This is a genomic window from Pseudomonas songnenensis, assembly GCF_003696315.1.
GTDB classification, from domain to species: Bacteria; Pseudomonadota; Gammaproteobacteria; order Pseudomonadales; family Pseudomonadaceae; genus Stutzerimonas; species Stutzerimonas songnenensis.
On record NZ_RFFN01000007.1, the window covers coordinates 121,680 to 147,859 of the forward strand.

23 protein-coding genes are annotated in these 26,180 nt (G+C 61.4%); 5 read left to right on the top strand and 18 right to left on the bottom strand.

Features of this window, described 5'->3' with window-relative positions; translation table 11 throughout:
* Positions 1 to 22 precede the first annotated feature (22 nt).
* Together EA798_RS17345 and EA798_RS17350 are read left to right on the top strand one after the other, a co-directional pair.
* Positions 23 to 325 (top strand): ArsR/SmtB family transcription factor, encoded by a 303-nt coding sequence (locus EA798_RS17345; RefSeq protein ID WP_106155362.1) that lies wholly within the window; start codon positions 23 to 25, stop codon positions 323 to 325.
* A 38-nt stretch (positions 326 to 363) separates the two neighbouring features.
* Positions 364 to 1,413: an alkene reductase gene (locus EA798_RS17350; protein WP_122099751.1), complete on the top strand. Its 1,050-nt coding sequence runs from the start codon at positions 364 to 366 to the stop codon at positions 1,411 to 1,413.
* A gap of 93 nt (positions 1,414 to 1,506) precedes the next feature.
* On the opposite strand, the gene fghA is transcribed toward EA798_RS17350, so the two are convergent.
* Together fghA and EA798_RS17360 are read right to left on the bottom strand one after the other, a co-directional pair.
* The gene (fghA, locus tag EA798_RS17355; protein ID WP_122099752.1) at positions 1,507 to 2,352 is read right to left on the bottom strand and encodes an S-formylglutathione hydrolase; all 846 of its coding nucleotides are present in this window, start codon (positions 2,350 to 2,352) and stop codon (positions 1,507 to 1,509) included.
* 90 nt (positions 2,353 to 2,442) lie between these two features.
* Entirely contained in the window at positions 2,443 to 3,558 is a 1,116-nt protein-coding gene (locus EA798_RS17360) for an S-(hydroxymethyl)glutathione dehydrogenase/class III alcohol dehydrogenase (protein ID WP_122099753.1), read from the bottom strand.
* 153 nt (positions 3,559 to 3,711) lie between these two features.
* On the opposite strand from EA798_RS17360, the gene EA798_RS17365 reads away from it, so the two are divergent.
* The 3 genes from EA798_RS17365 (at position 3,712) to EA798_RS17375 (ending at position 6,306) form a co-directional block, all read left to right on the top strand.
* Positions 3,712 to 4,611, top strand: coding sequence for a LysR family transcriptional regulator (locus EA798_RS17365; RefSeq protein WP_122099754.1), 900 nt, complete (start codon positions 3,712 to 3,714; stop codon positions 4,609 to 4,611).
* 137 nt (positions 4,612 to 4,748) lie between these two features.
* Positions 4,749 to 5,063: an HPF/RaiA family ribosome-associated protein gene (locus tag EA798_RS17370; RefSeq protein WP_106155367.1), complete on the top strand. Its 315-nt coding sequence runs from the start codon at positions 4,749 to 4,751 to the stop codon at positions 5,061 to 5,063.
* A gap of 76 nt (positions 5,064 to 5,139) precedes the next feature.
* Positions 5,140 to 6,306 (top strand): baeRF3 domain-containing protein, encoded by a 1,167-nt coding sequence (locus EA798_RS17375; RefSeq protein WP_122099755.1) that lies wholly within the window; start codon positions 5,140 to 5,142, stop codon positions 6,304 to 6,306.
* 32 nt (positions 6,307 to 6,338) lie between these two features.
* Here EA798_RS17375 and ispD read toward each other — a convergent pair whose 3' ends face one another.
* The 16 genes from ispD to rseP all read right to left on the bottom strand — a co-directional run bounded on the left by ispD (position 6,339) and on the right by rseP (position 26,165).
* On the bottom strand, positions 6,339 to 7,055 hold the full coding sequence (ispD, locus tag EA798_RS17380; protein WP_122099756.1) for a 2-C-methyl-D-erythritol 4-phosphate cytidylyltransferase: 717 nt from the start codon (positions 7,053 to 7,055) through the stop codon (positions 6,339 to 6,341).
* A complete protein-coding gene (gene ftsB / locus EA798_RS17385) occupies positions 7,052 to 7,339 on the bottom strand; it encodes a cell division protein FtsB (protein ID WP_106155370.1) in 288 nt (95 codons plus the stop codon). Before ftsB ends, ispD begins: the two co-directional genes overlap by 4 nt.
* A 131-nt stretch (positions 7,340 to 7,470) precedes the next feature.
* Entirely contained in the window at positions 7,471 to 8,760 is a 1,290-nt protein-coding gene (eno, locus tag EA798_RS17390) for a phosphopyruvate hydratase (RefSeq protein ID WP_122099757.1), read from the bottom strand.
* A gap of 34 nt (positions 8,761 to 8,794) precedes the next feature.
* Positions 8,795 to 9,640, bottom strand: coding sequence for a 3-deoxy-8-phosphooctulonate synthase (gene kdsA / locus EA798_RS17395; protein WP_106155372.1), 846 nt, complete (start codon positions 9,638 to 9,640; stop codon positions 8,795 to 8,797).
* Positions 9,637 to 11,268: a CTP synthase gene (locus EA798_RS17400; RefSeq protein ID WP_106155373.1), complete on the bottom strand. Its 1,632-nt coding sequence runs from the start codon at positions 11,266 to 11,268 to the stop codon at positions 9,637 to 9,639. The genes kdsA and EA798_RS17400 overlap by 4 nt, the downstream gene beginning before the upstream one ends.
* Before the next feature lie 168 nt (positions 11,269 to 11,436).
* Entirely contained in the window at positions 11,437 to 12,726 is a 1,290-nt protein-coding gene (gene tilS, locus EA798_RS17405; RefSeq protein WP_122099758.1) for a tRNA lysidine(34) synthetase TilS, read from the bottom strand.
* A gap of 140 nt (positions 12,727 to 12,866) precedes the next feature.
* Positions 12,867 to 13,817, bottom strand: coding sequence for an acetyl-CoA carboxylase carboxyltransferase subunit alpha (locus EA798_RS17410; RefSeq protein WP_013982338.1), 951 nt, complete (start codon positions 13,815 to 13,817; stop codon positions 12,867 to 12,869).
* Positions 13,818 to 14,001: 184 nt separating this feature from the next.
* Complete coding sequence (dnaE, locus tag EA798_RS17415) at positions 14,002 to 17,523, bottom strand: DNA polymerase III subunit alpha (RefSeq protein ID WP_122099759.1); 3,522 nt, start codon at positions 17,521 to 17,523, stop codon at positions 14,002 to 14,004.
* A 165-nt stretch (positions 17,524 to 17,688) separates the two neighbouring features.
* Complete coding sequence (rnhB, locus tag EA798_RS17420) at positions 17,689 to 18,327, bottom strand: ribonuclease HII (protein WP_122099760.1); 639 nt, start codon at positions 18,325 to 18,327, stop codon at positions 17,689 to 17,691.
* Complete coding sequence (gene lpxB / locus EA798_RS17425) at positions 18,327 to 19,460, bottom strand: lipid-A-disaccharide synthase (RefSeq protein WP_122099761.1); 1,134 nt, start codon at positions 19,458 to 19,460, stop codon at positions 18,327 to 18,329. The genes rnhB and lpxB overlap by 1 nt, the downstream gene beginning before the upstream one ends.
* Position 19,461: 1 nt before the next feature.
* The gene (gene lpxA / locus EA798_RS17430) at positions 19,462 to 20,238 is read right to left on the bottom strand and encodes an acyl-ACP--UDP-N-acetylglucosamine O-acyltransferase (RefSeq protein ID WP_106155378.1); all 777 of its coding nucleotides are present in this window, start codon (positions 20,236 to 20,238) and stop codon (positions 19,462 to 19,464) included.
* Positions 20,235 to 20,675 (bottom strand): 3-hydroxyacyl-ACP dehydratase FabZ, encoded by a 441-nt coding sequence (gene fabZ, locus EA798_RS17435; protein ID WP_015277588.1) that lies wholly within the window; start codon positions 20,673 to 20,675, stop codon positions 20,235 to 20,237. The genes lpxA and fabZ overlap by 4 nt, the downstream gene beginning before the upstream one ends.
* A 103-nt stretch (positions 20,676 to 20,778) precedes the next feature.
* Positions 20,779 to 21,837: a UDP-3-O-(3-hydroxymyristoyl)glucosamine N-acyltransferase gene (gene lpxD, locus EA798_RS17440; RefSeq protein WP_106155379.1), complete on the bottom strand. Its 1,059-nt coding sequence runs from the start codon at positions 21,835 to 21,837 to the stop codon at positions 20,779 to 20,781.
* Between the two features lies 1 nt (position 21,838).
* Positions 21,839 to 22,342: an OmpH/Skp family outer membrane protein gene (locus EA798_RS17445; protein ID WP_015277590.1), complete on the bottom strand. Its 504-nt coding sequence runs from the start codon at positions 22,340 to 22,342 to the stop codon at positions 21,839 to 21,841.
* A 49-nt stretch (positions 22,343 to 22,391) separates the two neighbouring features.
* The gene (gene bamA, locus EA798_RS17450; RefSeq protein WP_122099762.1) at positions 22,392 to 24,743 is read right to left on the bottom strand and encodes an outer membrane protein assembly factor BamA; all 2,352 of its coding nucleotides are present in this window, start codon (positions 24,741 to 24,743) and stop codon (positions 22,392 to 22,394) included.
* Between the two features lie 69 nt (positions 24,744 to 24,812).
* Positions 24,813 to 26,165, bottom strand: a complete 1,353-nt coding sequence (gene rseP / locus EA798_RS17455) for an RIP metalloprotease RseP (RefSeq protein WP_122099763.1) — start codon at positions 26,163 to 26,165, stop codon at positions 24,813 to 24,815.
* Positions 26,166 to 26,180: the final 15 nt, after the last annotated feature.

The window sequence follows — 26,180 nt, forward strand, 5'->3', positions numbered from 1 at the left end:
ATATACACAGCCAGGCCAACACATGCCGGACGACTTCGATGACATCATCAAGGCCCTCGCCCATCCGCTGCGCCGCGACATTCTGCGCTGGCTCAAGGAGCCGCAGCGCTATTTCGCCGAGCAGCACCACTCGCTGGAGAACGGTGTGTGCGCCGGCCAGATCGACCAGCGCGCCGGCCTGTCGCAATCAACCGTATCGGCCCATCTGGCAACGCTGCAGAAAGCCGGGCTGATCACCAGCCAGAAGGTCGGCCAGTGGCATTTCTTCAAGCGCAACGACGCGGTCATCCAGACCTTCATCGAGCGCATCGGCCAGGAACTCTGAGCCCCTTCTCGCACCATCAGTAAAGGAGCGGTATCGCTATGCCCACGCTTTTCGACCCGATCAAGATCGGCGATCTGGAACTGAACAACCGCATCATCATGGCACCGCTGACGCGCTGCCGCGCCGAGCCCGGCCGCGTCCCCGGCGATCTGATCGCCGAGTACTACGCCCAGCGCGCCGACGCAGGCCTGATCATCAGCGAAGCCACTTCGGTCACGCCGATGGGCGTCGGTTATCCGGACACCCCGGGCATCTGGTCCGCCGAGCAGGTTCAGGGCTGGAAGAAGGTCACCGACGCGGTGCACGCCAAGGGCGGCAAGATCGTCTTGCAGCTCTGGCACGTCGGCCGCATCTCCGACCCGATCTATCTCGATGGCCAGCTACCGGTCGCGCCCAGTGCACTGAAGCCGGCCGGCCATGTCAGCCTGGTGCGCCCGATGAAGGACTACGAGACGCCTCGCGCCTTGGAGACCGATGAAATCCCGGGCATCGTCGAGGCCTACCGCAAGGGGGCAGAGAATGCCAAGGAGGCTGGTTTCGACGGTGTGGAAATCCATGGCGCCAACGGCTACCTGCTCGACCAGTTCCTGCAGGACAGCACCAACAAGCGCACCGACGCCTACGGTGGTTCGCTGGAGAACCGCGCCCGACTGATGCTGGAAGTGACCGATGCCGCGGTCTCGGTGTGGGGCGCCGGTCGTGTCGGCGTGCATCTGGCACCGCGTGCCGACTCCCATGACATGGGCGATTCCAACCGTGCGGAAACCTTCGGCTATGTCGCTCGGGAGCTGGGCAAGCGCGGTATCGCGTTCATCTGCACCCGCGAGAAGGCCGGTGAAGACAGCCTCGGTCCGCAGCTCAAGCAGCTCTTCGGTGGCGTCTACATCGCCAACGAACGCTTCACCAAGGAGCAGGCCAACGCCTGGCTGGCGGAAGGCAAGGCCGATGCGGTGGCCTTCGGCATTCCGTATATCGCCAATCCGGATCTGGTCGAGCGCCTGCGCCGGGATGCGCCGCTGAACGAGCCGAAGCCTGAGCTGTTCTATGCCCAGGGCCCGATTGGCTATACCGATTATCCGTCGCTCTAAGCTCCTGGCGATGGAAAGGCCCGACCGGCATGTCCGGACGGGCCTTTTTTGTGGCTGACGTACTGGCAGTAGACGCGAGCGCCGTTACCCACCCTACGCCTTCAGCGCCTCGGCATGATGACGCAGGTGATCATCGATAAAGCTGGCGATGAAGTAGTAGCTATGGTCGTAACCCGGCTGGATGCGCAGCGTCAGCGGGTGCCCAGCAGCGTCCGCAGCGGCACGCAGCGAGTGCGGTTTGAGCTGACCCTCCATGAAGTCATCGCGATCGCCCTGGTCGACCAGCATCGGCAGCTTCTCGCTGGCATCGGCAATGAGCGCGCAGGCATCCCACTCGCGCCAGCGCGAACGGTCGGCGCCCAGGTAGCGGCTGAACGCCTTTTCACCCCACGGGCAGTTGAGCGGATTGCTGATGGGCGCGAAAGCCGAGAGCGACTGATACCGCCCGGGATTCTTCAACGCGCAGATCAGCGCGCCGTGTCCGCCCATCGAGTGCCCGCTGATGCCGCGGCGGTTGGAAACGGGAAAATTGGCCTCGACCAGTGCCGGCAGTTCCTCGACGACGTAGTCGTACATCCGGTAATGCTGGGCCCAGGGTTCTTGCGTCGCATTGAGATAGAAGCCCGCGCCCAGGCCGAAATCCCAGGCGCCGTCGGGATCATCCGGCACGCCTGCTCCGCGCGGGCTGGTATCCGGCGCGACGATGATCAGTCCGAGCTCGGCCGCCATGCGCAGCGCTCCCGCCTTCTGCATGAAATTTTCGTCGGTGCAGGTCAAGCCGGACAGCCAGTACAGCACCGGCAGTTTTTCACCCTGCTCGGCCTGCGGCGGCAGGAACACGGCAAATACCATGTCGCAGTTCAGGCTGCTGGAACGGTGGCGGTAGCGCTTGTGCCAGCCACCGAAGCTCTTGTTGCTGGAAACGATTTCAAGGGTCATGAACGGGCCTCGCGCAAGGTGGAAACCGCGCGGGCCTCCACCGGTCGAGGTGGACAAGCCGCCAAACGACGGCGTTATCCACCCAGGGGATCAGAAGTGGATGACGGTCCGGATGCTCTTGCCTTCGTGCATCAGGTCGAACGCTTCGTTGATCTGGTCCAGCGGCATGTTGTGGGTGATGAAGGTGTCCAGCGGAATCTCGCCGCTCTGCGCCTTCTCCACATAGCTCGGTAGCTCGGTACGGCCCTTTACGCCACCGAACGCCGAACCGCGCCAGACGCGCCCGGTGACCAGCTGGAACGGACGCGTGCTGATCTCCTGCCCCGCGCCAGCAACGCCGATGATGGTCGACTCGCCCCAGCCCTTGTGACAGCACTCGAGCGCTGCGCGCATCAGTTGCACGTTACCAACGCATTCGAAGGAATAGTCGACACCGCCATCGGTCATCTCGACGATCACCTCTTGAATCGGCTTGTCGTGGTCCTTCGGATTGACGAAATCGGTGGCGCCCAGCTCTTCGGCAATGGCGAACTTGCCCGGGTTGATGTCGATGGCAATGATCCGGCTGGCCTTGGCCATCTTCGCGCCGATGATCGCCGCCAGGCCGATGCCGCCGAGACCGAAGATGGCCACGGTAGCGCCTTCTTCAACCTTCGCGGTGTTGAGCACGGCACCGATACCGGTGGTCACGCCGCAACCGAGCAGGCAGACCTTTTCCAGCGGCGCCTCTTTCGGGATCTTCGCCACCGAGACTTCCGGCAGCACGGTGTACTCGGAGAAGGTCGAGCAGCCCATGTAGTGGTAGATCGGCTCGCCGTTGTAGCTGAAGCGCGTGGTGCCATCGGGCATCAGGCCCTTGCCCTGGGTGGCGCGAACCGAGCTGCAGAGGTTGGTCTTGCCGGACTTGCAGAACTTGCACTCCCGGCATTCGGCGGTATAGAGCGGAATCACATGATCGCCGACCGCCACCGAAGTGACGCCCTCGCCTACCGCCTCGACGATGCCGCCACCTTCGTGGCCGAGAATGCAGGGAAAGACGCCTTCCGAATCCTCACCGGAGAGGGTGTAGGCGTCGGTATGGCAAACACCGGTGGCGACGATGCGGATCAGGACCTCGCCGGCCTTGGGCGGAGCGACATCCACTTCCACGATCTGCAGGGGCTGGTTGGGACCGAAGGCAACGGCGGCGCGCGATTTGATGGTCATGAACATCACTCGACTGTCTGGAAAACACGGAGTGTAATTCACGACCAATCAGGGATTGATGGAGGATTCTGGAAAACATTATTGCCATACAGGGATAATCTCCCCGACTGCGCAATCAAGCGACGTCGCTCCCCTACATCAGGATGTGTGACCATGAATCGCTGGGAAGGCCTCGATGAATTCGTGGCTGTCGCTGAATGCGGCAGCTTTATGCGCGCCGCTGAGCGGTTGCGCGTCTCGTCATCCCATGTCAGTCGACAGATCGCCCGCCTCGAAGAGCGCCTGCAGGCCCGCCTGCTGTACCGCACCACGCGCCGCGTGTCGCTCACCGAAGCCGGTCATACCTTCTTCGCCCGCTGCCAGCGATTGATCGAGGAGCGCGACGAGGCGTTCCTTGCCATCAGCGATCTGCATAGCGCCCCCACCGGGTTGCTGCGCATGACCGCGGCGGTGGCTTATGGCGAGCGCTTCATCGTGCCGCTGGTCAACGAATTCATGGCAAGGCACCCGCAGCTGCGGGTCGATATCGAGCTGACCAACCGTACGCTCGATCTGGTGCAGGAAGGCTACGACCTGGCGATTCGCCTAGGCAAACTCGGCGAGTCACGACTGGTCGCCACACGAATTGCCCCACGCGCGATGTATCTGTGCGCAGCACCCGACTATCTCGAGCGCTATGGTCGGCCACACACGCTGTCGGAACTGGCGCGGCACAACTGCCTGATCGGCACGAGCGACATCTGGACGTTCCAGATCGAGGGCCGCGAGCAGCATTTCAAGCCCAGCGGCAACTGGCGCTGCAACAGCGGCGAGGCGGTGCTCGACGCTGCCCTGCGTGGCTTTGGTCTGTGTCAGCTGCCGGATTACTACGTGCAAGGCCCGCTGCAGCGCGGCGAGCTGGTTTCCCTACTGGAAGGTAACCAGCCACCAGATACCGCTGTCTGGGCGGTCTATCCGCAACGCCGCTATCCGCTGCCGAAGGTGCGCCTGCTCGTCGAAGCGCTCAAGGTCGGGCTTGGCCGGCGCCACGAGTATGCCGCCAGCCCAAGCTGAACAGAACTTGAACCGCGCGTCCGAGGCCAGGACGGTGGCGGAACCCGCCCGACTCCACCACGTCGTACCTTGTGTAGCTGCAGCTCTTCGGGCCGCCTGTGCTGCGAAGGGTGCAGCGCTGCAATCAGGAGGAAGCCATGCAGGTTCTGGTGAACAGCAACCACAGCATCAGTGTTACCAGTGATCTTGAAGATCGGATCAAGGCAACGGTGGAGACCGAGCTGGAACGCTTCGATGATCATCTGACCCGCGTCGAAGTTCATCTCAACGACGAAAACAGCAACAAGAGTGGCCCCCAGGACAAACGCTGCCAGATGGAAGCGCGAGTCAAGGGTCACGACCCCATTTCGGCCACGCACAAGGCCGAAACGCTCGACATGGCAATCAACGGGGCAGCGGAAAAGCTGAACCACGCGCTGGGTCACGCACTGGACAAGCTCAACCGCCATTGACCTGGCCCACGATGGCCATTGAGTGAGCCATCGACCTTTCTGCGAGGGACCGAACCACAGCTACTGGAGGCCACGCATGAACCGACTGCTCGATCGCGAAACCCTGACCAACCTGCTGGCACGACGTGACGGGCCCTGCCTTTCCGTCTATCAGCCCACTCATCGCAGCTTCCCCGAGCGCCAGCAGGACCCGATCCGCTTCAGGCATCTGGTCCGCCAACTGGAAGACACACTCAAGCAACAAGGGTACGCCGAACAGGCTTCAGCGCTGCTCGAACCTTTTTACGCGCTTATCGACAACAACGACTTCTGGAACCACAACCTCGATGGGCTTGCAGCCTTTGGCGCGAAAGATTACTTCCAGATCTATCGACTGCAACGCAGTGTGCCGGAGATGGCGGTCGCCAACTCGCGCATGCACCTCAAGCCGCTGATGCGCATCGCCCAATCGGCTGATCGCTTCCAGATCCTCTGCCTCTCGCGCGACTCGGTACGCCTGTTCGAGGGCAACCGTGATGCGCTCGATGAGGTAAGGCTGCATGAAGCCGTACCGAAGACGCTCGCCGACGCCCTTGGCAGCGACCTTACCGAAAAGGGCCAGAGCGGTTTCCCACAGGGGTACAGTCGTGCCAGCGAACGTGGCGATCCGATGCAGGTAGAGGCCGGCGGCAGCGGCAAGCAGGCGGAGATAGACCGCGACCGTGATCGCTACTTCCGCGAGGTCGACCGGACCATCCTGGAGCATCACTCCAAACCGTCAGGTCTACCGCTGATCCTCGCTGCCCTACCCGAGCAGCAGCCGCATTTCCGCCGCCTCAGTCATAACCCTAACCTGCTACCGGAAGGCATCGAGATGGGCCTGCACGCATTGAGCATCGAAGAACTGCGCAGCAAAAGCTGGATGGTGATGCAGCCACGCTATCTCAAGCGCCTTGAAGGCTTGCTCAACCAGTTTGGCGCGTCCCACGGGCAAGGGCTGGCATCCGACCATTTGGAGGACATCGGCCAGGCCACTCGCCAGGGTCGGGTTGCCACCCTCCTGGTAGAGGCCGAGCGGCAGATTCCGGGACACGTCGATAAGAATGACGGGACGGCAACGCCTGCATCCGAGGACGACGTCAATACCCCGGACTTGCTCGATGAACTGACGATCTGGACGCTGGAACAAGGCGGCGAGGTGGTCGTGGTGCCGACCGAACGCATGCCGACCGGCACGGGCGCGGCAGCGATCTATCGGTTCTGATGGCGTCAGGCGGGCAGGCAACCCTGCCCGCTTCACTCGACGCGACCGCCGCCCCAGCGCTGCTCCAGCCAGTCGAGATCCTCGGGCCGCGTCACCTTCAGGTTATCCGCGCGACCTTCGACGACCTTCGGCGCGTGACCGGCCCATTCCAGCGCCGAGGCTTCGTCGGTAACCCGCACAGCTGCGTCAAGCGCTCCCACGAGCGCGTCGCGCAACATACCCAAGCGAAACATCTGCGGTGTAAAAGCCTGCCAGATGACGCTGCGATCAACCGTTTCGACTACCCGACCGTCCAGCCCTACCCGCTTAAGCGTATCCCGAGCGGGCACTGCCAGCAGCCCGCCGACCGAATCGTCCGCCAGCTCAAGCAAAAGCCTGTCCAGATCCTCGCGTGCAAGATTGGGGCGTGCCGCATCATGCACCAGCACCCAGTCATGCCCGTTCGCGCCCAGCTCGCTGAGACGCCGCAGCCCGTTGAGCACCGAATCACAACGCTCGCGGCCACCTGGCGCGCGCTGGACACGCGGATCGCCGGCACAGGGCAGATTTGGCCAATAGGGATCGTTTGGCGCAATACAGACCGTCACGCCGGCAAGCGTCGGATGATCGAGAAAACAATCGAGGGTGTGTTCGATGATGCTCCGGCCGCCCAGCTGCAGGTACTGTTTCGGACGGTCGGCGCGCATGCGGCTGCCAACGCCGGCAGCAGGAATGACTACCCAGAACGAGGGCAACGGGCGCCGGGTCATTCGATCAGCTGAAAGAGGGTCTCACCCTCTTTGACCATGCCAAGCTCCTGACGGGCGCGCTCCTCGACGGTTTCCATGCCCTGCTTCAGCTCCCGGACTTCCGCCTCGAGGATTCGATTGCGCTCCAGCAACCGTTCGTTCTCACCCTGTTGCTCGGCGATCTGCTTATTCAGACTGTTGACCTGCGCCAGGCTGCCCTCGCCCACCCAGAGACGGTACTGCAGCCCGCCAAGAAGCAGGAGCAGGACGACGAACAACCAGTAGGGGCGACGCTTAGAAGGCATGAAACGACTTCGGCTGTGGTTCGTGTATCGGAATGCGAGTGGCTTGAGCGGTGCAATAACGATTGCGCCGACACGACGCCGATTGAAACAAAAAAGGGCGACTCGCGCCGCCCTTTTTTAAGTGCCGCGGATCAGCCGCGGAATTCGGCACGACCTTTGTAAGGCGCCTTGCCGGCCAACTGCTCCTCGATACGCAGCAGCTGGTTGTACTTGGACACGCGGTCCGAGCGGCACAGCGAACCGGTCTTGATCTGACCAGCGGCGGTACCCACAGCCAGGTCGGCAATGGTGCTGTCTTCGGTTTCGCCGGAACGGTGCGAAATCACCGCGGTGTAACCAGCGGCCTTGGCCATCTGGATGGCTTCCAGGGTTTCGGTCAGCGAGCCGATCTGGTTGAACTTGATCAGGATCGAGTTACCGATCTTCTCGTCGATGCCGCGCTTGAGAATCTTGGTGTTGGTCACGAACAGGTCGTCACCGACCAGCTGCACCTTGTCGCCGATCTTGTCGGTCAACACCTTCCAGCCAGACCAGTCGGACTCGTCCATGCCATCTTCGATGGAGATGATCGGATAGCGCTGGCTCAGACCGGCCAGGTAGTCGGCAAATCCAGCGGCGTCGAACACCTTGCCTTCGCCGGCCAGGTCGTACTTGCCGTCCTTGAAGAACTCGGAGGAAGCGCAGTCCAGAGCCAGGGTGACGTCATCACCCAGATTGTAGCCGGCATTGGCCACGGCCTCGGCGATTGCCGCCAGGGCGTCCTCGTTGGAGGCGAGGTTGGGCGCGAAGCCACCCTCGTCACCTACGGACGTGCTCAGACCACGAGCCTTCAGCACGGCTTTGAGGTGGTGGAAGATCTCCGCGCCCATGCGCAGAGCATCGGCAAACGTCTTGGCACCGACCGGCTGGACCATGAACTCCTGGATGTCGACGTTGTTGTCGGCATGCTCACCGCCGTTGATGATGTTCATCATCGGCACCGGCATGGAGTAGACGCCCGGAGTGCCGTTCAGATCGGCAATGTGGGCGTACAGCGGCACGCCCTTGGCCTGGGCAGCAGCCTTCGCAGCAGCCAGGGACACGGCGAGGATAGCGTTCGCACCCAGCTTGCCCTTGTTCTCGGTACCGTCGAGTTCGATCATCGCCTGGTCCAGCGACTTCTGATCGAGCGGATCCTTGCCCAGAAGCAGCTCACGGATCGGGCCGTTTACGTTGGCAACGGCGGTCAGTACGCCCTTGCCCAGGTAACGGCTCTTGTCGCCATCGCGCAGTTCCAGAGCCTCGCGGGAGCCGGTGGATGCACCGGACGGCGCACAGGCGCTGCCGATGATGCCGTTATCGAGGATCACATCGGCTTCCACGGTGGGGTTGCCGCGGGAGTCGAGAACTTCACGCCCCTTGATGTCGACGATCTTTGCCATTGTTGTTAACACTCCATAGATAGCTGCAAGGCTTTCAAGCAGTTTCGATTGGCGGGAAATTCTTGACCAGATCATCCAGCTGCTTGAGCTGGGTGAGGAAAGCTTCGAGCTTGTTCAGGCGCAGCGCGCACGGGCCGTCGCACTTGGCGTTGTCCGGATCCGGATGCGCCTCGAGGAACAGACCGGCCAGTCCCTGGGACAGACCGGCCTTGGCCAGATCGGTGACCTGGGCGCGACGGCCACCGGCGGAATCCGAACGACCACCCGGCATCTGCAACGCGTGGGTGACGTCGAAGAACACCGGGTATTCGAACTGCTTCATGATGCCGAAGCCGAGCATGTCGACGACCAGATTGTTGTAGCCGAAGGACGAGCCGCGTTCGCAAAGGATCAGCTGATCGTTGCCGGCTTCCTCGCACTTCTTGAGGATGTGCTTCATCTCCTGCGGCGCGAGAAACTGGGCCTTCTTGATATTGATCACCGCGCCGGTCTTGGCCATCGCCACCACCAGGTCGGTCTGCCGGGAGAGAAAGGCCGGCAGCTGGATGATGTCGCAGACTTCGGCAACCGGCTGCGCCTGCCAGGGCTCATGCACATCGGTGATGACCGGCACGCCGAAGGTCTTCTTCACTTCCTCGAAGATCTTCATCCCCTCTTCCAGGCCCGGACCGCGGAACGAGGTGATCGAGGAGCGATTGGCCTTGTCGAAGCTGGCCTTGAACACGTAGGGAATGCCGAGCTTCTCGGTCACCCGCACGTACTCTTCGCAGGCTTGCATGGCCAGATCGCGGGATTCCAGCACGTTGATGCCGCCGAACAGCACGAACGGCTTGTCGTTGGCGATCTCGATGTTGCCTACGCGGATGGTCTTCTGGCTCATGCCTTCTTAGCCTTGTGTTCCAGCGCCGCCTTGACGAAACCGCTGAACAGCGGATGGCCGTCACGCGGCGTGGAGGTGAATTCAGGGTGGAACTGGCAAGCGACGAACCAGGGATGATCCGGAGCCTCGACCACTTCCACCAGCGCGCCGTCGCCGGAGCGCCCGGTAATCTTCAGGCCCGCTGCCTGCAATTGCGGCAACAGGTTGTTGTTCACTTCGTAACGATGGCGATGGCGCTCGACGATACGCTCCTGACCGTAGCACTCGAATACCTTGGAGCCGGCTTCGAGGCCGCACTCCTGAGCGCCAAGACGCATGGTGCCGCCCAGATCCGAGTTATCACTGCGGGTTTCCACGGCGCCACTGGCGTCTTCCCACTCGGTGATCAAGCCGACGACCGGATGGCTGCTGTCCTTGTCGAACTCAGTGGAGTTCGCGTCGGACCAGCCCAGCACATCACGGGCGAACTCGATGACCGCGACCTGCATACCCAGGCAGATGCCCAGATACGGGATCTTGTTCTCGCGGGCGTAGCGCACCGTAGCGATCTTGCCCTCGACGCCGCGCAGGCCGAAGCCGCCGGGCACCAGAATGGCGTCGACATCTTCCAGCAGACCGGTGCCCTGATTCTCGATGTCTTCGGAGTCGATATAGCGCAGGTTCACTTTGGTACGGCTCTGGATGCCAGCGTGGCTCATCGCCTCGATCAGAGATTTGTAGGCATCCAGAAGTTCCATGTACTTGCCGACCATGGCGATGGTGACTTCCTTCTCCGGGTGCAGCTTGGCATCGACGACACGATCCCACTCGGAGAGATCGGCACCACGGCACTCCAGGCCAAAGCGCTCGACCACGTAGTCATCGAGGCCCTGAGCATGCAGGATGCCCGGAATCTTGTAGATGGTGTCGGCGTCCGGCAGGCTGATCACCGCACGCTCTTCGACGTTGGTGAACAGCGCGATCTTGCGGCGCGAAGAAACATCGATGGCGCGATCGGAGCGGCAGACCAGCACGTCCGGCTGCAGGCCGATGGAGCGCAGCTCCTTGACCGAGTGCTGCGTCGGCTTGGTCTTGGTCTCACCGGCGGTGGCGATGTAGGGCACAAGCGTCAGGTGCATCAGCATGGCGCGCTTGGCACCCACTTCGACGCGCAGCTGGCGGATTGCTTCGAGGAACGGCTGCGACTCGATGTCGCCAACGGTGCCACCGACTTCCACCAGAGCCACGTCGGCATCGCCGGCGCCCTTGATGATGCGGCGCTTGATCTCGTCGGTGATGTGCGGAATGACCTGGATGGTCGCGCCCAGGTAATCACCACGGCGCTCGCGGCGCAGCACGTCTTCGTAGACGCGACCGGTGGTGAAGTTGTTGTTCTGGGTCATGCGGGTGCGGATGAACCGCTCGTAGTGTCCCAGGTCGAGATCGGTCTCGGCGCCGTCATGAGTGACGAACACCTCACCGTGCTGGAACGGGCTCATGGTGCCCGGATCGACGTTGATGTAAGGGTCAAGCTTGAGCATCGTGACCTTCAGGCCCCGCGCCTCCAGGATGGCCGCCAATGAAGCCGAGGCGATGCCTTTCCCCAATGAAGAAACAACACCACCCGTGACGAAGATGTAGCGCGTCATGAAAAACCCTAGAAGTCTGCGTTAAGCGGCTGGCGCCGCCGGGGGAAAGCGAAGGTGCCATTGCTCGCGTGCGGCAATAGCGCAACTGCCACGGATTCGAAGAAACCGCAGAAGCTGTATTGAGACGGGAGCGTAGTCTACCGGAAAGGCCTTATCAGCTCAAACCACTTAGAATTCAGGCGCGCACCAATTAAGTGCAACACCCCCTCTACTGAGCTGCGGCAGGTTGGCCACCGCGACCAGCTCCTCATCGCAATACAGCAACGGCAGGCGGGCGCGCACGAATGTCGGCACCCCGGCTTCGCTCAACAGGCGCTTGAGGTCGCGCCGACCGCGCGTTGGCACCAGCATTGTTTCGCCGCCCTGTCGATAGCGGACCTGCAGCCTGCCCGAGGGCAGTTCCCCTTCGATTCGCAAGGTGCCGTTACCCGGCAGTGCCAGGCTTGTATCCGGGCCGGACCAGCTGACTGGCCCGCCAACGGGCTCCAGCCAGGCATCCGGCAACCACCAGATTCGATCTCCACCGCGCTGCAGTTCGCCGCCAGCCAAGCGCCAGCGAGGCGTGGCATCTGGCCTGGCGTCCCGCAGACACTCCCAGCCGGCCCAGTGATTCTCATCCGGCGCCAGGGTCAGCCCTGCCAACCAATAACGCAGCGCATTACGCTGTCGCGCCGATGTCAGCCCACGCAGCGGCGCTAGCGCCAGGTTCGGCAGGTTCGACCATTGGCAATCGCCAATGCCCTGCGCGGCGGCGAGATCCTGCTGCGCCAGCTCGTCGAGCAATTGCTGCGCCTCGGCCATATGGCCGGCGGTACGCGCCAGACTGGATACCGTCCGCGGCCAGCGCTGCTGCAGCAGCGGCAAAACCTGACGGCGCAGAAAATTGCGCGAATATTCCAGCTGCTGGTTGCTGGGATCCTCTACCCACGCGAGGCCGTTGGCGCGCGCATAAGCCTCGAGATCGGCCCGCGACACCTCCAGCAACGGCCGAACCAGACTACCGCGCCCCAGCGATCGCACCGCCGGCATCGCCGCCAGCCCACGCACACCGGCACCGCGTAGCAGACGGAATAGCACCGTTTCGGCCTGATCATCGCGATGCTGGCCGGTCAACAGCAGTTCACCTTCACCCAAGCACTCGCCAAAGGCCTGATAGCGGGCAATGCGGGCAGCCTGCTCGACACTGGCACCAGACCCGACACGCACCCGGATGACGCTTAGCGCGACGCCAAGCTCATCGCAGACCAGCTGGCAGTGGGCCGACCAATCATCGGCAGCAACCTGCAGGCCATGGTGCACATGAATCGCGCGAATGACCGGCAGCTCATACCGATCAGCGAGCCGAGCCAACAAATGCAGGAGAACGGTTGAATCGAGACCGCCAGAGAACGCCACCCACCAGATCGGTGAGCTACGCCAAGGCGCAAGCGCGGAAAGCAGGAGGGAATCGAGGGACATGCAAGCGCTTCGAGAACCGACGTTGTCGGCAAGCATAAAGCTCAGCGGGGCAAGCAGCGAGGGGAAGCAGCAACCACGACATACAACCAAGCGTCTCGATTCGGACCAACCGAATCGAGACGCTTGGCTGGCGCAATGGATCAGGCGATGCCGTAGCTCATAAGGCGCTCATAACGACGCGCGAGCAGCGCATCGGTATCCAGCGACTTGAGCATGTGCAGCTGGCTATTGAGCTGCTCGCGCATGGCCGCGGCCATGACGGCGGGATTGCGGTGAGCGCCGCCCAGCGGCTCGGGGATCACTTTGTCGACGATGCCCAGATCCTTCAGGCGCTCGGCGGTGACACCCATGGCCTCGGCGGCTTCCGGCGCCTTCTCGGCAGTGCGCCAGAGAATAGAGGCGCAGCCTTCCGGCGAAATCACCGCGTAGGTGGAGTATTGCAGCATGTTCAGTTGGTCGCAGACACCAATGGCCAGCGCACCGCCTGAACCACCTTCACCAATCACGGTGGCGATGATCGGCGTCTTCAGACGCGCCATCACGCGCAGGTTCCAGGCAATGGCCTCGCTCTGGTTGCGCTCTTCGGCATCGATACCCGGATAGGCGCCCGGGGTGTCGATGAAGGTCAGGATCGGCATCTTGAAGCGTTCGGCCATCTCCATCAGACGGCAGGCTTTGCGGTAGCCCTCGGGGCGCGGCATGCCGAAGTTGCGGCGCACCTTCTCACGTACCTCACGGCCCTTCTGATGCCCGATCACCATCACCGGCTGGCCATCCAGACGTGCGGTCCCGCCAACGATAGCGGCGTCATCGGAGAAGTGGCGATCACCGTGCAGCTCTTCGAACTCGGTGAACAGGTGATTGATGTAGTCGAGGGTATAGGGCCGCTGCGGGTGGCGAGCCAGGCGAGCGATCTGCCAGCTGGTCAGGTTGCCGAAGATGCTTTCGGTGAGCGATTCGCTCTTGTCCTGCAGGCGGGCAATCTCATCGCCAATGTTCAGCGAGTTGTCGTTACCAACCAGGCGCAATTCTTCGATCTTGGCTTGCAGGTCGGCGATCGGCTGTTCGAAATCCAGGAAATTCGGGTTCATAGGCATCCGTCATGCGTCGACGGCCAGGCGGCCGGGAGGCTGTTCCGTTTTTTGCGCCTTACCTTACGGGAGAGGCGCATTCAGGTCGAACAAAAATTGTTCTGAACCATGACCCGGTCATCACCGGGCCGTTCGGGCCTTGGCTCGAAAAGCGCGCTTGCGCTGCTTTCCAGGCGTCCGCCCTCTATCGGTATTGCAGAAAGACGTTGTCGCGTCCGAACTGGTCACGCAATGCCTGAATCAAGTTGTCAGCGGGGTCGATCCGCCACTCCTCACCGAACTGCAGCAAGGCGCGCGCATCGCGCCCCGTGTATTCCAAGGTAATCGGGCAGGCACCACGGTGACGGCCACAGACATCGGCCAACCAGCGCATGCGCTCACCCTTGAGCGCCTCGCCGGCGACCTTCACGCGCAAGCTCTCGGCGAGCCCGGTACGCGCCTCTTCCAGGCTCATCACGCGCTTGGCCCGCAGGCGCAGGCCGCCGGAGAAGTCGTCATTGCTGACTTCCCCCTCCACCACAACCAGCGCATCGGTCTGCAGCAGGGCCTGGGCGCTGTTGAACGCCTCGGCAAACAGCGAAGCCTCAATGCGCCCGGAGCGATCGTCCAGCGTGATGAAGCCCATCTTGTCGCCCTTCTTGTTCTTCATCACGCGCAGGTTGACGATCAGACCAGCGATGGTCTGCTCACCTCTCGCCGGACGCAGATCGATGATGCGCTGGCGGGCAAAGCGCCGCACCTCGCCTTCGTACTCGTCGATCGGATGACCGGTGAGGTACAGACCGAGGGTATCCTTCTCGCCCTTCAGGCGCTCCTTGAGCGACAGCTCGCGGGCGTTGCGGTGATTGGCATAGACATCGGCCTCCGGCTCGGCGAACAGGCCGCCGAACAGGTCCATGTGCCCACTTTCCGCGCTGCGCGCCGTCTGCTCGGCAGACTGGACAGCTTCTTCCATGGCCGCCAGCAACACCGCTCGATTGCGATCGATGTTGGCTTGGTAGGCCTTCGCCTCCTCGAAGAAATACGGTCCGAGACGATCCAATGCACCGGAGCGGATCAGCGCCTCGAGAGTACGCTTGTTGATGCGTTTGAGATCGATGCGTGCACAGAAATCGAACAGATCCTTGAACGGCCCGCCTTCCGCTCGGCATTCGGCGATGGCCTCCACGGGCCCCTCACCGACGCCCTTGACCGCGCCGAGCCCGTAGACGATCCGTCCGTCGTCATTGACCGTGAACTTGAACTCGGAAACGTTCACATCCGGCGGATCGATGCGCAGCTTCATGCTGCGGCATTCCTCGATGAGGATCACCACCTTGTCGGTGTTGTGCATATCCGCAGAAAGCACGGCAGCCATGAACGGCGACGGGTAATGCGCCTTGAGCCAGGCGGTCTGGTAGGACACCAGGCCATAGGCAGCCGAGTGCGACTTGTTGAAGCCGTAACCAGCGAACTTCTCCACCAGGTCGAAAATGTTACCTGCCAGCTCGCCATCGATGCCGTTATTGGCGCAACCTTCGATGAAGCCGCCACGCTGCTTGGCCATCTCCTCGGGCTTTTTCTTGCCCATCGCACGGCGCAGCATGTCCGCGCCGCCGAGGGTGTAGCCGGCCATCACCTGGGCGATCTGCATGACCTGTTCCTGATACAGGATGATGCCGTAGGTGGGCTTGAGCACTGGCTCCAGACCTGCGTATTGATAGTCCGGGTGCGGATAGGAAACCTCGGCACGACCGTGCTTGCGGTTGATGAAGTCGTCGACCATGCCCGACTGCAGCGGACCGGGACGGAACAGCGCCACCAGTGCGATCAGGTCTTCCAGGCAGTCGGGTTTGAGCTTCTTGATGAGCTCCTTCATGCCGCGCGATTCCAGCTGGAATACCGCAGTGGTTTCGGCCTTCTGCAGCAACTGGTAGGTCGGCTTGTCATCCAGCGGAATGAAGTCGATGTTGATCGGCTCCAGACCTTTCTTGGCCTGCTCCCGATTGATTGTTTCCAGCGCCCACTTGATGATGGTCAGCGTGCGCAGACCGAGGAAGTCGAACTTCACCAGGCCTGCCTGCTCGACGTCGTCCTTGTCGAACTGAGTCACCAGACCGCCGCCCTCTTCGTCACAGGCGATCGGCGCGAAGTCGGTCAGCTTGGTCGGCGCGATCACCACGCCACCGGCGTGCTTGCCGGTACCGCGGGTGATGCCCTCGAGCTTGAGCGCCATCTCCCAGATTTCCCGGGCGTCCTCGTCCACGGCGAGGAAGTCACGCAGGGGCTCCTCCATCTCGTAGGCTTTTTCCAGCGTCATGCCGACTTCGAAGGGAATCATCTTCGACAGGCGGTCAGCCAGGCCGTACGACTTGCCCTGCACCCGCGCCACATCGCGCACCACGGCCTTGGCCGCCATGGTGCCGAAGGTGATGATCTGGCTGACCGCATTACGGCCATATGCCTCGGCCACGTAATCGATGACCCGGTCGCGACCATCCATGCAGAAGTCGACGTCGAAGTCGGGCATGGAAATACGTTCGGGGTTGAGGAAGCGCTCGAACAGCAGGTCATAGGCCAGCGGATCGAGGTCGGTGATCTTCAGCACGTAGGCGACCAGCGAGCCGGCACCCGAGCCACGGCCCGGGCCTACCGGCACGCCGTTGTTCTTCGCCCACTTGATGAAGTCCATAACGATCAGGAAGTAACCGGGGAAGCCCATCTGGATGATGGTGCCCAGCTCGAACTCGAGACGATCGATGTAGACCTGCTTCTTCGCCTCGTAGTCGGGCGTGTCCTTGGGCAGCAGCACCTCCAGCCGTTCCTCCAACCCCTCGAACGACACCTGGCGCAGGTAGTCGTCGATGGTCATGCCCTCGGGCACCGGGAAGTTCGGCAGGAAGTAGGTGCCCAGCTGCACTTCGATGTTGCAGCGCTTTGCGATCTCGACGGTGTTTTCCAGGGCCTCAGGGAGATCGCTGAACAGTTCAGCCATCTCTGCCGGAGTCTTCAGATACTGCTGATCAGAGTAGGTACGCGGCCGTCGCGGATCATCCAGCGTGCGGCCTTCGCCGATGCACACGCGGGTTTCGTGCGCCTCGAAATCCTCTTGTTTGAGGAAGCGTACGTCGTTGGTCGCCACCAACGGGGTGCCGGTACGGTCGGCGAGCGCGACCGCGGCGTGCAGATGTTCTTCATCATTGACCCGGCTGGTGCGCTGGATCTCCAGGTATAAGCGATCAGCAAACACGTCGCGCCATTCGGCCAAACGCGCTTCCGCCAACGCTTCGTCACCGTTGAGCAACGCCTGGCCGACCTCGCCTTCTTTGGCCCCGGACAACGCAATCAGGCCTTCCGCGGCTTGCTTGACCCAGTCGCGTTCGATGATCACAAGGTCATTGCGCTGGCCTTCGGTCCAGCCGCGAGAGATCAGCTCGGTGAGATTGCGGTAACCCTTGGGGTTCATCGCCAACAGGGTCAACCGGCTGAGCGGACCATCCTCATCACAGCCAGCCAGCCAGATATCCGCGCCACAGATCGGTTTGACTCCGGCGCCCTGTGCCGTCTTGTAGAACTTCACCAGCGAGCACATGTTGCTCATGTCGGTCACGGCCACAGCCGGCATGCCGCCCGCCGCCACCGCCTTGATCAGCGGCTTGACCCGCACCAGGCCATCGACCAGCGAGTACTCGGTATGCAGACGGAGATGGACGAAGGAAACAGGCATGTACAGACCTTGAGCTGGTAAAACGACAGGCGCGGGATTGTACCGGAAAGCATGGATCGGCTGGGGACTGGGGGCGCGGCATCATGCGGTCAGCGGGGATGCCAGCGAAGAGCGGGAAACGCAAAACACGCGGCCTGCACGCAGCAGATCATCGCTTGTCGCGGGCTAGACCAACAGAACGCTGACCGGAACCTGGGTGTCGACGACGGCCTGCTCCAGCAACGCCCGGACGGGAGCGAAGGAGCGACGATGGATGGGTGTCGGCCCCAGCCGACGAAGCGCTTCCAGATGACTGGGAGTCGGATACCCCTTGTGCCCGGCAAGCCCGTAGCCCGGATAACAGAGGTCAAGTGCCTGCATTTCACGATCCCGACTGACCTTGGCAAGAATGGATGCCGCAGCGATAGCCGGCACCTGACCGTCGCCCTGGATCACCGGTGCGCTGGGAACGTTCAGCTGAGGGCAACGATTGCCATCGATGAGGGCCAGCCGCGGCGTGACGCTCAACCCGTCTACCGCACGCTGCATGGCGAGCATCGTGGCGTGAAGAATGTTCAGCTGATCGATCTCTTCGACTTCGGCTCGGGCAATGCACCAAGCCACCGCTTTTTCGCAGATCTCGTCGAACAATGCCTCGCGACGAGCCTCGCTCAGCTTTTTTGAGTCGTTGAGGCCTTCGATCGGACGCGCCGGATCGAGGATCACGGCGGCTGTTACCACCGGACCACAAAGGGGCCCGCGCCCTACCTCATCGACGCCGACGACCAGTTCTTCGACCAGGTTGAAATCGAGCCCGAACTGCATCAGCGCCCCCCAACCAGCCGCAGCACAGCGTCGGCTGCCTGACTCGAGGCATCACAACGCAGCGTGCGGTGGATGCTGTCGAAGCCTTCTGTCTGCACGTCGCCATCGTCAAGCAACGGCGACAGCGCCTGGGCAAGCGCCTCGGGAGTCGCCGCATCCTGCAACAGTTCCGGAACCAGCAGGCGCTGGGCCAGCAGATTGGGAAGCGCGACGTAGGGACTCTTAACCAGTCGCCGGAGAATGCGATAGGTCATTGGCGCGACACTGTAGGCGACCACCATTGGCCGCTTGAACAGCAGCGCCTCGAGTGTTGCCGTGCCGGAGGCAATCAGTACCGCGTTGCAGGCGGCCAGAGCCTCATGGGAGCGACCATCGAGCAGAGTCAGCGGCAGATCGCGGGTGACCAGCATCTGTTCAAGCTGGGTCCGACGTTCCGGGCTGGCGCAAGGCATGACGAAGCGAATGCCCGGTCGCATGGCACGCAACCGTTCGGCCGCGGAAAGAAACAGATCCCCCAGCCGAGCCACCTCGCCGCCCCTGCTGCCCGGCATCAGCGCGACAACCAGGCCATCCGCCGGCAACCCGAGCGTTTGCCGTGCCGCAGCCCGATCGGCGCAAAGCGGAATGGCATCGGCGAGGGGATGACCGACGAAGCGCACCGGTACTTGGTGGGCGTCGTAGAACTTGGCCTCGAACGGAAACAGCGTGAGCATCAGATCGCAGGCGTCACGTATCTTCAGCACCCGCTTCTGCCGCCAGGCCCAGACCGATGGACTGACATAGTGCACGGTCTTGATCCCGGCGCGGCGCAGCTTGAGCTCAAGCCCGAGATTGAAATCGGGCGCGTCGATACCGATGAAGACGTCCGGCCGCTGCTGGATCAGTGTATCCACCAGGCGTTTGCGGCGGGCCAGCAATTCCGGCAAACGGCCAAGCACTTCGACCAGCCCCATCACCGCCAGGCGCTCGAGCGGAAAGTACGACTGCAACCCTTCGGCCTGCATGCGCGAGCCGCCGACGCCGATGAACTCGACATCGGCGTGCTGAGCCTTCAGTGCCTGCATCAGACCCGAACCAAGGATGTCACCGGAGGATTCTCCGGCCACCAGGGCAACCCTGAGCGGCCGGCTCATTTCAGCGGGTGATGCCACGAGTTGAAGCCTGGATCGAGTCACGGAAGATCGCGACCTCAGGGAATGCCGCCGCACTCTCAGCCAGCTCGCTGAGGGCGGCCTCCACGGTCAAGCCCTTGCGGTAGACGACCTTGTAAGCGTTGCGCAGGGCGTGAACGGCTTCGGCGCTGAAGCCACGACGACGCATGCCTTCGAAGTTCATGCTGCGCGCCTCCGCCGGGTTGCCGAATACGGTGACGAATGCGGGTACATCCTTGCCGATCGCGGTTCCCATCCCGGAGAAGCTATGGGCGCCGATGTGGCAGAACTGGTGCACCAAGGTGTAACCGGAAAGAATGGCCCAGTCGCCTACATGGACGTGACCGGCCAACGCGGTGTTGTTGACCAGAATGCAATGATTGGCGATCACGCTGTCGTGGCCAATGTGTGCATAGGCCATGATCAGGTTGTGATTACCAATGGTGGTTTCGGAGCGATCCTGAACAGTGCCGCGATGGATGGTCACACCCTCGCGAATCACGTTGTGATCTCCAATCACCAGGCGCGTAGGCTCGCCTTTGTACTTCAGGTCCGGCGTGTCTTCACCGACCGAGGAGAACTGATAAATGCGATTGTGACGCCCGATGCGAGTCGGTCCTTTTATGACCACGTGCGACGCAATCACAGTACCTTCGCCAATCTCGACATCCGCGCCAATGATCGACCAAGGCCCGACCTGGACGTCATCCGCCAGCCGGGCCGCAGGGTCGATGATGGCGCGAGGGTCGATCAAACTCATATCTTCTGTTCCGCGCAGATGATTTCGGCCGAGCAGACCGGCTTGCCATCGACGCTGGCACGGCAATCGAACTTCCAGATGCCACGCTTGGCGCTGATGAAAGAAGCCTCCAGGACCAACTGATCGCCAGGAACGACCGGCTGGCGAAAACGCAGCTTGTCAGAGCCAACGAAATAGTAAAGCGTGCCATCGGATGGCTTGACACCCATCATCTTGAAGCCCAGCAAGCCGGCAGCCTGCGCCATGGCCTCGATGATCAGCACACCCGGCATGATCGGATGCTGTGGAAAATGCCCGTTGAAGAACGGCTCATTGATGGTGACGTTCTTGTACGCACGAACGCGCTTGGCCTCGAGGTCCATCTCCGTCACACGATCCACCAGCAGGAACGGGTAGCGGTGAGGCAAGTATTCGCGAATTTCGTTGATATCCATCATGTCAGGAAAGAGCCTGTAAAAAAGTATAGGGCAGCCTGCGCTGAAAGCTCGCGCCAGCACTGACAGTGCATTAACCCCGAAAAAGTCGGATCAGACGGTAAGCTCAGGCATCAGAAGCCGGATTCTGAGCCTGAGTCACGGCGGCCAGGCTTTTCTCCAACTGTTGCAGCCGGCGGGCCATGTCGTCCAGCTGACGGATCCGCGCCGCGCTCTTTCTCCAATCGGCAGCATTCTGCATCGCCGTACCGGAGGAATAGCTGCCAGGCTCAGTAATGGAACGAGTGACCATGGTCATCCCTGTCACGAACACGTTGTCACAGACCTCGATGTGTCCAACCATGCCGACCCCGCCGGCGATCATGCAGTTACGCCCGATCTTGGTGCTGCCGGAGATGCCGGCGCAACCCGCCATCGCGGTGTTGTCCCCCACCTGCACGTTGTGCGCAATCATGATCTGATTGTCCAGCTTCACACCGTTACCGATCAGCGTGTCGGAAAGGGCACCGCGATCAATGGTGGTATTGGAGCCTATTTCGACATCATCGCCGATACGCACGCCGCCGATCTGTGCAATCTTTTGCCAAGCGCCCTTCTCCTTGGCGAAACCGAACCCCTCACCACCGATCACCGCACCCGACTGGATCACCACGCGCTTGCCTATCAGCACATCGTGATAAAGCGTGACCCGCGGAGCCAGTCGCCCGCCTTCGCCGATCCGGCTGCGCGCCCCGATGAACGACTGCGCACCAATCACCACATCCGCGTCGATGGAGGCACCTGCCTCGATCACCACATAGGGCCCGATACTGGCCGATGGATGAACGTGCGCGTCGGCCGCTACCAATGCGGTGGGATGGATGCCACTGGCCGTCTGCGGGCGGGTCTCGAACAGGTGCGAGGCCCGAGCATAGGCAAGATAGGGGTCGCTGACGATGATAGCCGGGCGTTCATAAGCCTCGGCATCCGCCGGAGACAGCAACACTGCAGCGGCCTGGGTAGCCGCCAGGTACTTGCGGTACTGGGCATTGGCCAGGAAGCTCAGCTGCGATGGACCCGCTTCCTGCAAGGTCGCGAGCCCATTTACGATCAGGGCAGCGTCACCACGCAGGCTGCCACCCAGCTCCCCGGCCAGCTGACCGAGTGTGAAAACTGCGCCTGCCATGTCAGCGCAGCTGATTCATGCGCTCGATGACCTGGCGGGTGATGTCGAACTGAGGCTTGACATCCACCACGGCACCGCGCTCGAACACCAGATCGTAGTTGCCTTTTTTGATGACTTCTTCGACAGCCTGGTCCAGCTTCGGCTTCAGCTGCTTGAGCATGTCGCGATCAGCCACCGCCTTGGATTCATTCAGCTCCTTGGATTGGAACTGGAAATCGCGAGCCTTCTGCTTGAACTCGAGTTCCAGACGCTCACGCTCGGCCTGCTGCATCTTGTCGCCATCCTTCATCAGACGGTCCTGGATGCGCTTGGCGTCGCTTTCCAGTGTCTTGAGCTTGCTCAACTGGGGACCGAACTTCTTCTCCGCATCGACCGCGTAACGCTTGGCAGCATCGGACTCGAGCAGCGCCATCTGATAGTTCATGACCGCAATTTTCATTTCAGCAAACGCGGGGGTCGCTACCAGCGCGGCAACGACGAGAAACAGTTGAGTCAACTTACGCACGGTAAACACCACTCCTGAAAGAAAACACGGCAGCATCAACGCCGCAATATTAGAACGTTTGTCCCAGCGAGAACTGGAATACCTGGGTATCGGCGTCATCGGGCTTGACCACCGGCATGGCCAGACTGAAGCTCAGCGGGCCCATGGCGGTAATCCAGGTCAAACCAACGCCGACCGAACTGGCCATGTCGCCGAAATCGATATCGCTGCAATTGGCCGCACCCGATGGGCAATTCGTATTGAACACGTTACCCACGTCCCAGAATACGGAGGTTCGCAGAGAGCGCTGATCCTTGACGAACGGCATCGGGAACAGCACTTCCAGGCCACCCTGAATCAGCACGTTACCACCGAACGGCAACGGGTCCTGATCCGGATCTGCAATAGTTCCCGGACGCGAACCATCACTCGGCGTGCTACGTGGGCCAAGACTGCTGTCTTCAAAACCGCGCACGGAATTGAAACCACCTGCGTAGTAATGCTCGTAGAACGGCAAGCTTGACGTCGACCCGTAGGCGTCGCCGTAACCCAGGCGGGTATGCATGCGCAGGGTGTAGTCCTTGCTCATCGGCACGAACAGCTGGCCGTTGTAATCGAGCTTGTAAAACGACAGATCGCTGCCCGGAATCGTGGTTTCGAAGACCAGGCTCTGAGAATGACCACGTGTCGCAAGCACGCCGCGGTTGAGCGTCGACTCCGACCACCCCACCGACGCCTTGAAGTTGAGGAAGCTGTCACCCTCTTCTTCCATGAAATCGAAGATCTCATCCACGGTGTAGCGGCCGGTATCCAGATCGTCCTGCTGTACAGTCAAGCCGAAGGACAGACGGGAGGTTTCGCTGATCGGGTATCCAATATTGACGCCACCACCCAAGCTGTCCACCGAGTAACTGGAGACGTCATAGTCCAGTTCATCGTAATCGGTGGTGCGATAGAAGGCGTTGTAGCCAAGACTGACGCCATCTTCGGTCCAGTAGGGGTCCACGAAACCGAAGTTGTAACGCGACTGGTACTCGCTGCGCGTCAAGCCCAGCGATACGCGGTTACCTGTACCGAGGAAGTTGTTCTGGCTGATGGAGCCACCGAGGATCAGACCAGCATTCTGCGCAAAGCCGATACTGGCCATGATCGAACCGGACGGCTGTTCCTCGACACTGTAGTTAACGTCGATCTGATCATCCGTGCCCGGGACCTGGGGCGTTTCAACGTTAACTTCCTTGAAGAAACCGAGACGCTCGAGGCGAGTCTTGGATTGGTCGATCAGATAGGTCGAAGCCCAGCCACCTTCCATCTGGCGCATCTCGCGGCGCAGCACTTCGTCTTCGGTCTTGGTATTGCCACGGAAATTGATGCGGTTGACGTACGCACGCTTGCCCGGATCGACGACGAAGGTAATGGACACCGTATTGTCTTCGTCATGCGCCTCTGGAACGCCGTTGACGTTGGCAAAGGTATAACCTTCGTTACCCAACCGCCGGGTGATCAATTCGGAAGTAGTGGTCATCACCTTGCGCGAGAAGACCTGTCCTTCCTTGGCCAGTAGCAGCGCCTCGATCTCTTCTTGCGGCACCTTGAGGTCACCACTGAGTTTGACGTCGCGAACCGTATAGCGCTCGCCTTCGTCGATATTCACAGTGACATAGACATGTTTCTTGTCAGGGGTGATGGATACCTGGGTCGAGGTGATATCCATGTTGATGTAGCCGCGATCCAGATAGTAGGAACGCAGCCGCTCCAAGTCACCGGACAGCTTTTCACGCGCGTATTTGTCGTCGTTGCGGAAGAAAGAGAGCCAATTGGTCGTTTTCAATTCAAAAAGATCGACCAGATCTTCGTCGGCAAAGACAGAGTTACCAACGATGTTGACGTGCTTGATGGCCGCAACCGAGCCTTCGTTGATCTTGATCTTCAGCGCAACACGATTGCGCGGCTGGGCCACGACTTCGGTCTCGATGGTTGCCGAGTAGCGGCCCTGAGCGACGTACTGGCGTTGCAACTCGTTGCGCACGCCTTCGAGCGTGGCACGCTGGAAAATCTCGCCTTCAGCCAGTCCGGACTGCTGCAGACCCGAAAGCAGATCCTCAGTCTTGATCGCCTTGTTACCTTCGATTTCGATGCCCGAAATGGACGGCCGTTCGACTACACTGATGACCAGCACATCGCCTTCGCGCCCGAGCTGGATATCTTGAAAGAAGCCGGTGCGAAAAAGCGCACGAGTTGCATCGACGAGGCGGGTATCGTCAGCAGCCTCACCCACGTTCAAAGGCAATGCGCCGAATACGCTGCCAGCGGAAACCCGCTGCAGGCCGTTGACCCGGATATCGGAGATAGTGAAGGACTCAGCGTGAACTTCGGCAATCATCAATGCGGAAATAACCGCAGGTAGCAGCAGACGTTTCATGAAGTCCTTTCTTATTCAAACCTGATAAATGAACCGGCGATTCGGCACGGCGACACTACGGATTCGGCGTTACAGACGGCCAAGGTCATTGACCAGTGCTAGCAGCATCACCCCTACCACAAGGCTGATACCGATCTGTACCCCCCATCCCTGCACCCGCTCCGACAGAGGACGCCCACGGACCCACTCGACGAGATAGAAGAGCAGATGACCACCATCGAGCACCGGGATAGGCAATAGATTGAGAACCCCCAGACTAATGCTCAGATAGGCCAGAAAATTGAGGAAATCCCCCAACCCCGACTGGGCAGAAGCGCCCGCCACTTTAGCAATGGTTATCGGGCCGCTCAAGTTTTTTACCGAGAGCTCCCCGAAGAGCATTTTCTTCAGCGAATCGAGGGTCAGCAGGCTCATGGTCCAGGTACGCTTTGCACCTTCTACCAGCGCGTCGAGAGGACCGAACCTGACCTCGCGCAGCATCTCTGCCGGCCATTCTCCGCCTTCAACCCCTGCACCAAGATAACCGCGTCGCGCATCCCCATCGCCTCGAGCAGCCAACGTCAGCGGCACATCCAGACGCTGACCGTCACGCTCAACCTGCAGTGAAACCGGCTCACCGGGCAATACCCTGACCGCGTCTATTACCTGCTGCCAGTCATCGAGCGGCCGCTGATCCAGACTCAGCAAACGGTCACCGAGACGGATGCCAGCCGCCTGCGCCGGCCCCTCGGGGTCCAACTGGGCGATGACCGGCGCAATTTGCGGGCGCCAAGGCCTGATACCAAGCGAGGTGATCGGATCCGGCTCTTCGACCCCCTTTAGCCAGTTCTGCAGCGGAACCTGCAGATGTCGCTCGGCACTGCTCCCTATGTCGCGAACCGTCAGATCGAGCTGACCGCTTTCGCCCAAGCGACGGACCAACTGCAGATTGACCTCGCCCCAGCCGCTGACGGGTTTGCCATTGACCGCAACGATCTCCTGATCGACGGCCAGGCCAGCCTGCGCTGCAAGACTGCCAGGCTCGACAGCGCCAACTACGGGGCGCACCTGCTCGCTGCCAAGCATTGCCAGGAGCCAGAAGAACACCAGAGCGAGGAGAAAGTTGGCCAGCGGACCAGCCGACACGATGGCGAAGCGTTGACGCACAGTCTTGCGGTTGAAGGCGCTGTCAAGCATAGCCGCCGGCACGTCACCTTCCCGCTCGTCGAGCATCTTGACGTAGCCACCCAATGGTATGGCTGCGATGACGAACTCGGTGCCGTGCCGGTCGTGCCAGCGAACGAGCGGACTGCCAAAGCCCACGGAGAACCGCAGCACCCTGACCCCGCAACGACGTGCGACCCAGAAATGACCGAATTCGTGGAATGTCACCAGCACCCCGAGCGCAACAAGGGTACCAACGATCATGTAGAGCGCGCCCATACTTCCCTCCGGGAT

Coding starts and splice junctions, on each gene's coding strand:
- lpxD (WP_106155379.1), bottom strand. CDS start 21,837: ATGGCAGGCGCAGTTTTCACACTCGGTCAGCTGGCCGGGGAGCTGGGT.
- dnaE (WP_122099759.1), bottom strand. CDS start 17,523: ATGCCTGTTTCCTTCGTCCATCTCCGTCTGCATACCGAGTACTCGCTG.
- EA798_RS17370 (WP_106155367.1), top strand. CDS start 4,749: ATGCAGGTTCTGGTGAACAGCAACCACAGCATCAGTGTTACCAGTGAT.
- ispD (WP_122099756.1), bottom strand. CDS start 7,055: ATGACCCGGCGCCCGTTGCCCTCGTTCTGGGTAGTCATTCCTGCTGCC.
- rseP (WP_122099763.1), bottom strand. CDS start 26,165: ATGGGCGCGCTCTACATGATCGTTGGTACCCTTGTTGCGCTCGGGGTG.
- fabZ (WP_015277588.1), bottom strand. CDS start 20,675: ATGATGGATATCAACGAAATTCGCGAATACTTGCCTCACCGCTACCCG.
- EA798_RS17350 (WP_122099751.1), top strand. CDS start 364: ATGCCCACGCTTTTCGACCCGATCAAGATCGGCGATCTGGAACTGAAC.
- kdsA (WP_106155372.1), bottom strand. CDS start 9,640: ATGAGCCAGAAGACCATCCGCGTAGGCAACATCGAGATCGCCAACGAC.
- lpxB (WP_122099761.1), bottom strand. CDS start 19,460: ATGAGCCGGCCGCTCAGGGTTGCCCTGGTGGCCGGAGAATCCTCCGGT.
- EA798_RS17410 (WP_013982338.1), bottom strand. CDS start 13,817: ATGAACCCGAATTTCCTGGATTTCGAACAGCCGATCGCCGACCTGCAA.
- EA798_RS17345 (WP_106155362.1), top strand. CDS start 23: ATGCCGGACGACTTCGATGACATCATCAAGGCCCTCGCCCATCCGCTG.
- ftsB (WP_106155370.1), bottom strand. CDS start 7,339: ATGCCTTCTAAGCGTCGCCCCTACTGGTTGTTCGTCGTCCTGCTCCTG.
- tilS (WP_122099758.1), bottom strand. CDS start 12,726: ATGTCCCTCGATTCCCTCCTGCTTTCCGCGCTTGCGCCTTGGCGTAGC.
- lpxA (WP_106155378.1), bottom strand. CDS start 20,238: ATGAGTTTGATCGACCCTCGCGCCATCATCGACCCTGCGGCCCGGCTG.
- fghA (WP_122099752.1), bottom strand. CDS start 2,352: ATGACCCTTGAAATCGTTTCCAGCAACAAGAGCTTCGGTGGCTGGCAC.
- EA798_RS17375 (WP_122099755.1), top strand. CDS start 5,140: ATGAACCGACTGCTCGATCGCGAAACCCTGACCAACCTGCTGGCACGA.
- bamA (WP_122099762.1), bottom strand. CDS start 24,743: ATGAAACGTCTGCTGCTACCTGCGGTTATTTCCGCATTGATGATTGCC.
- EA798_RS17365 (WP_122099754.1), top strand. CDS start 3,712: ATGAATCGCTGGGAAGGCCTCGATGAATTCGTGGCTGTCGCTGAATGC.
- eno (WP_122099757.1), bottom strand. CDS start 8,760: ATGGCAAAGATCGTCGACATCAAGGGGCGTGAAGTTCTCGACTCCCGC.
- EA798_RS17360 (WP_122099753.1), bottom strand. CDS start 3,558: ATGACCATCAAATCGCGCGCCGCCGTTGCCTTCGGTCCCAACCAGCCC.
- EA798_RS17400 (WP_106155373.1), bottom strand. CDS start 11,268: ATGACGCGCTACATCTTCGTCACGGGTGGTGTTGTTTCTTCATTGGGG.
- rnhB (WP_122099760.1), bottom strand. CDS start 18,327: ATGCAGTTCGGGCTCGATTTCAACCTGGTCGAAGAACTGGTCGTCGGC.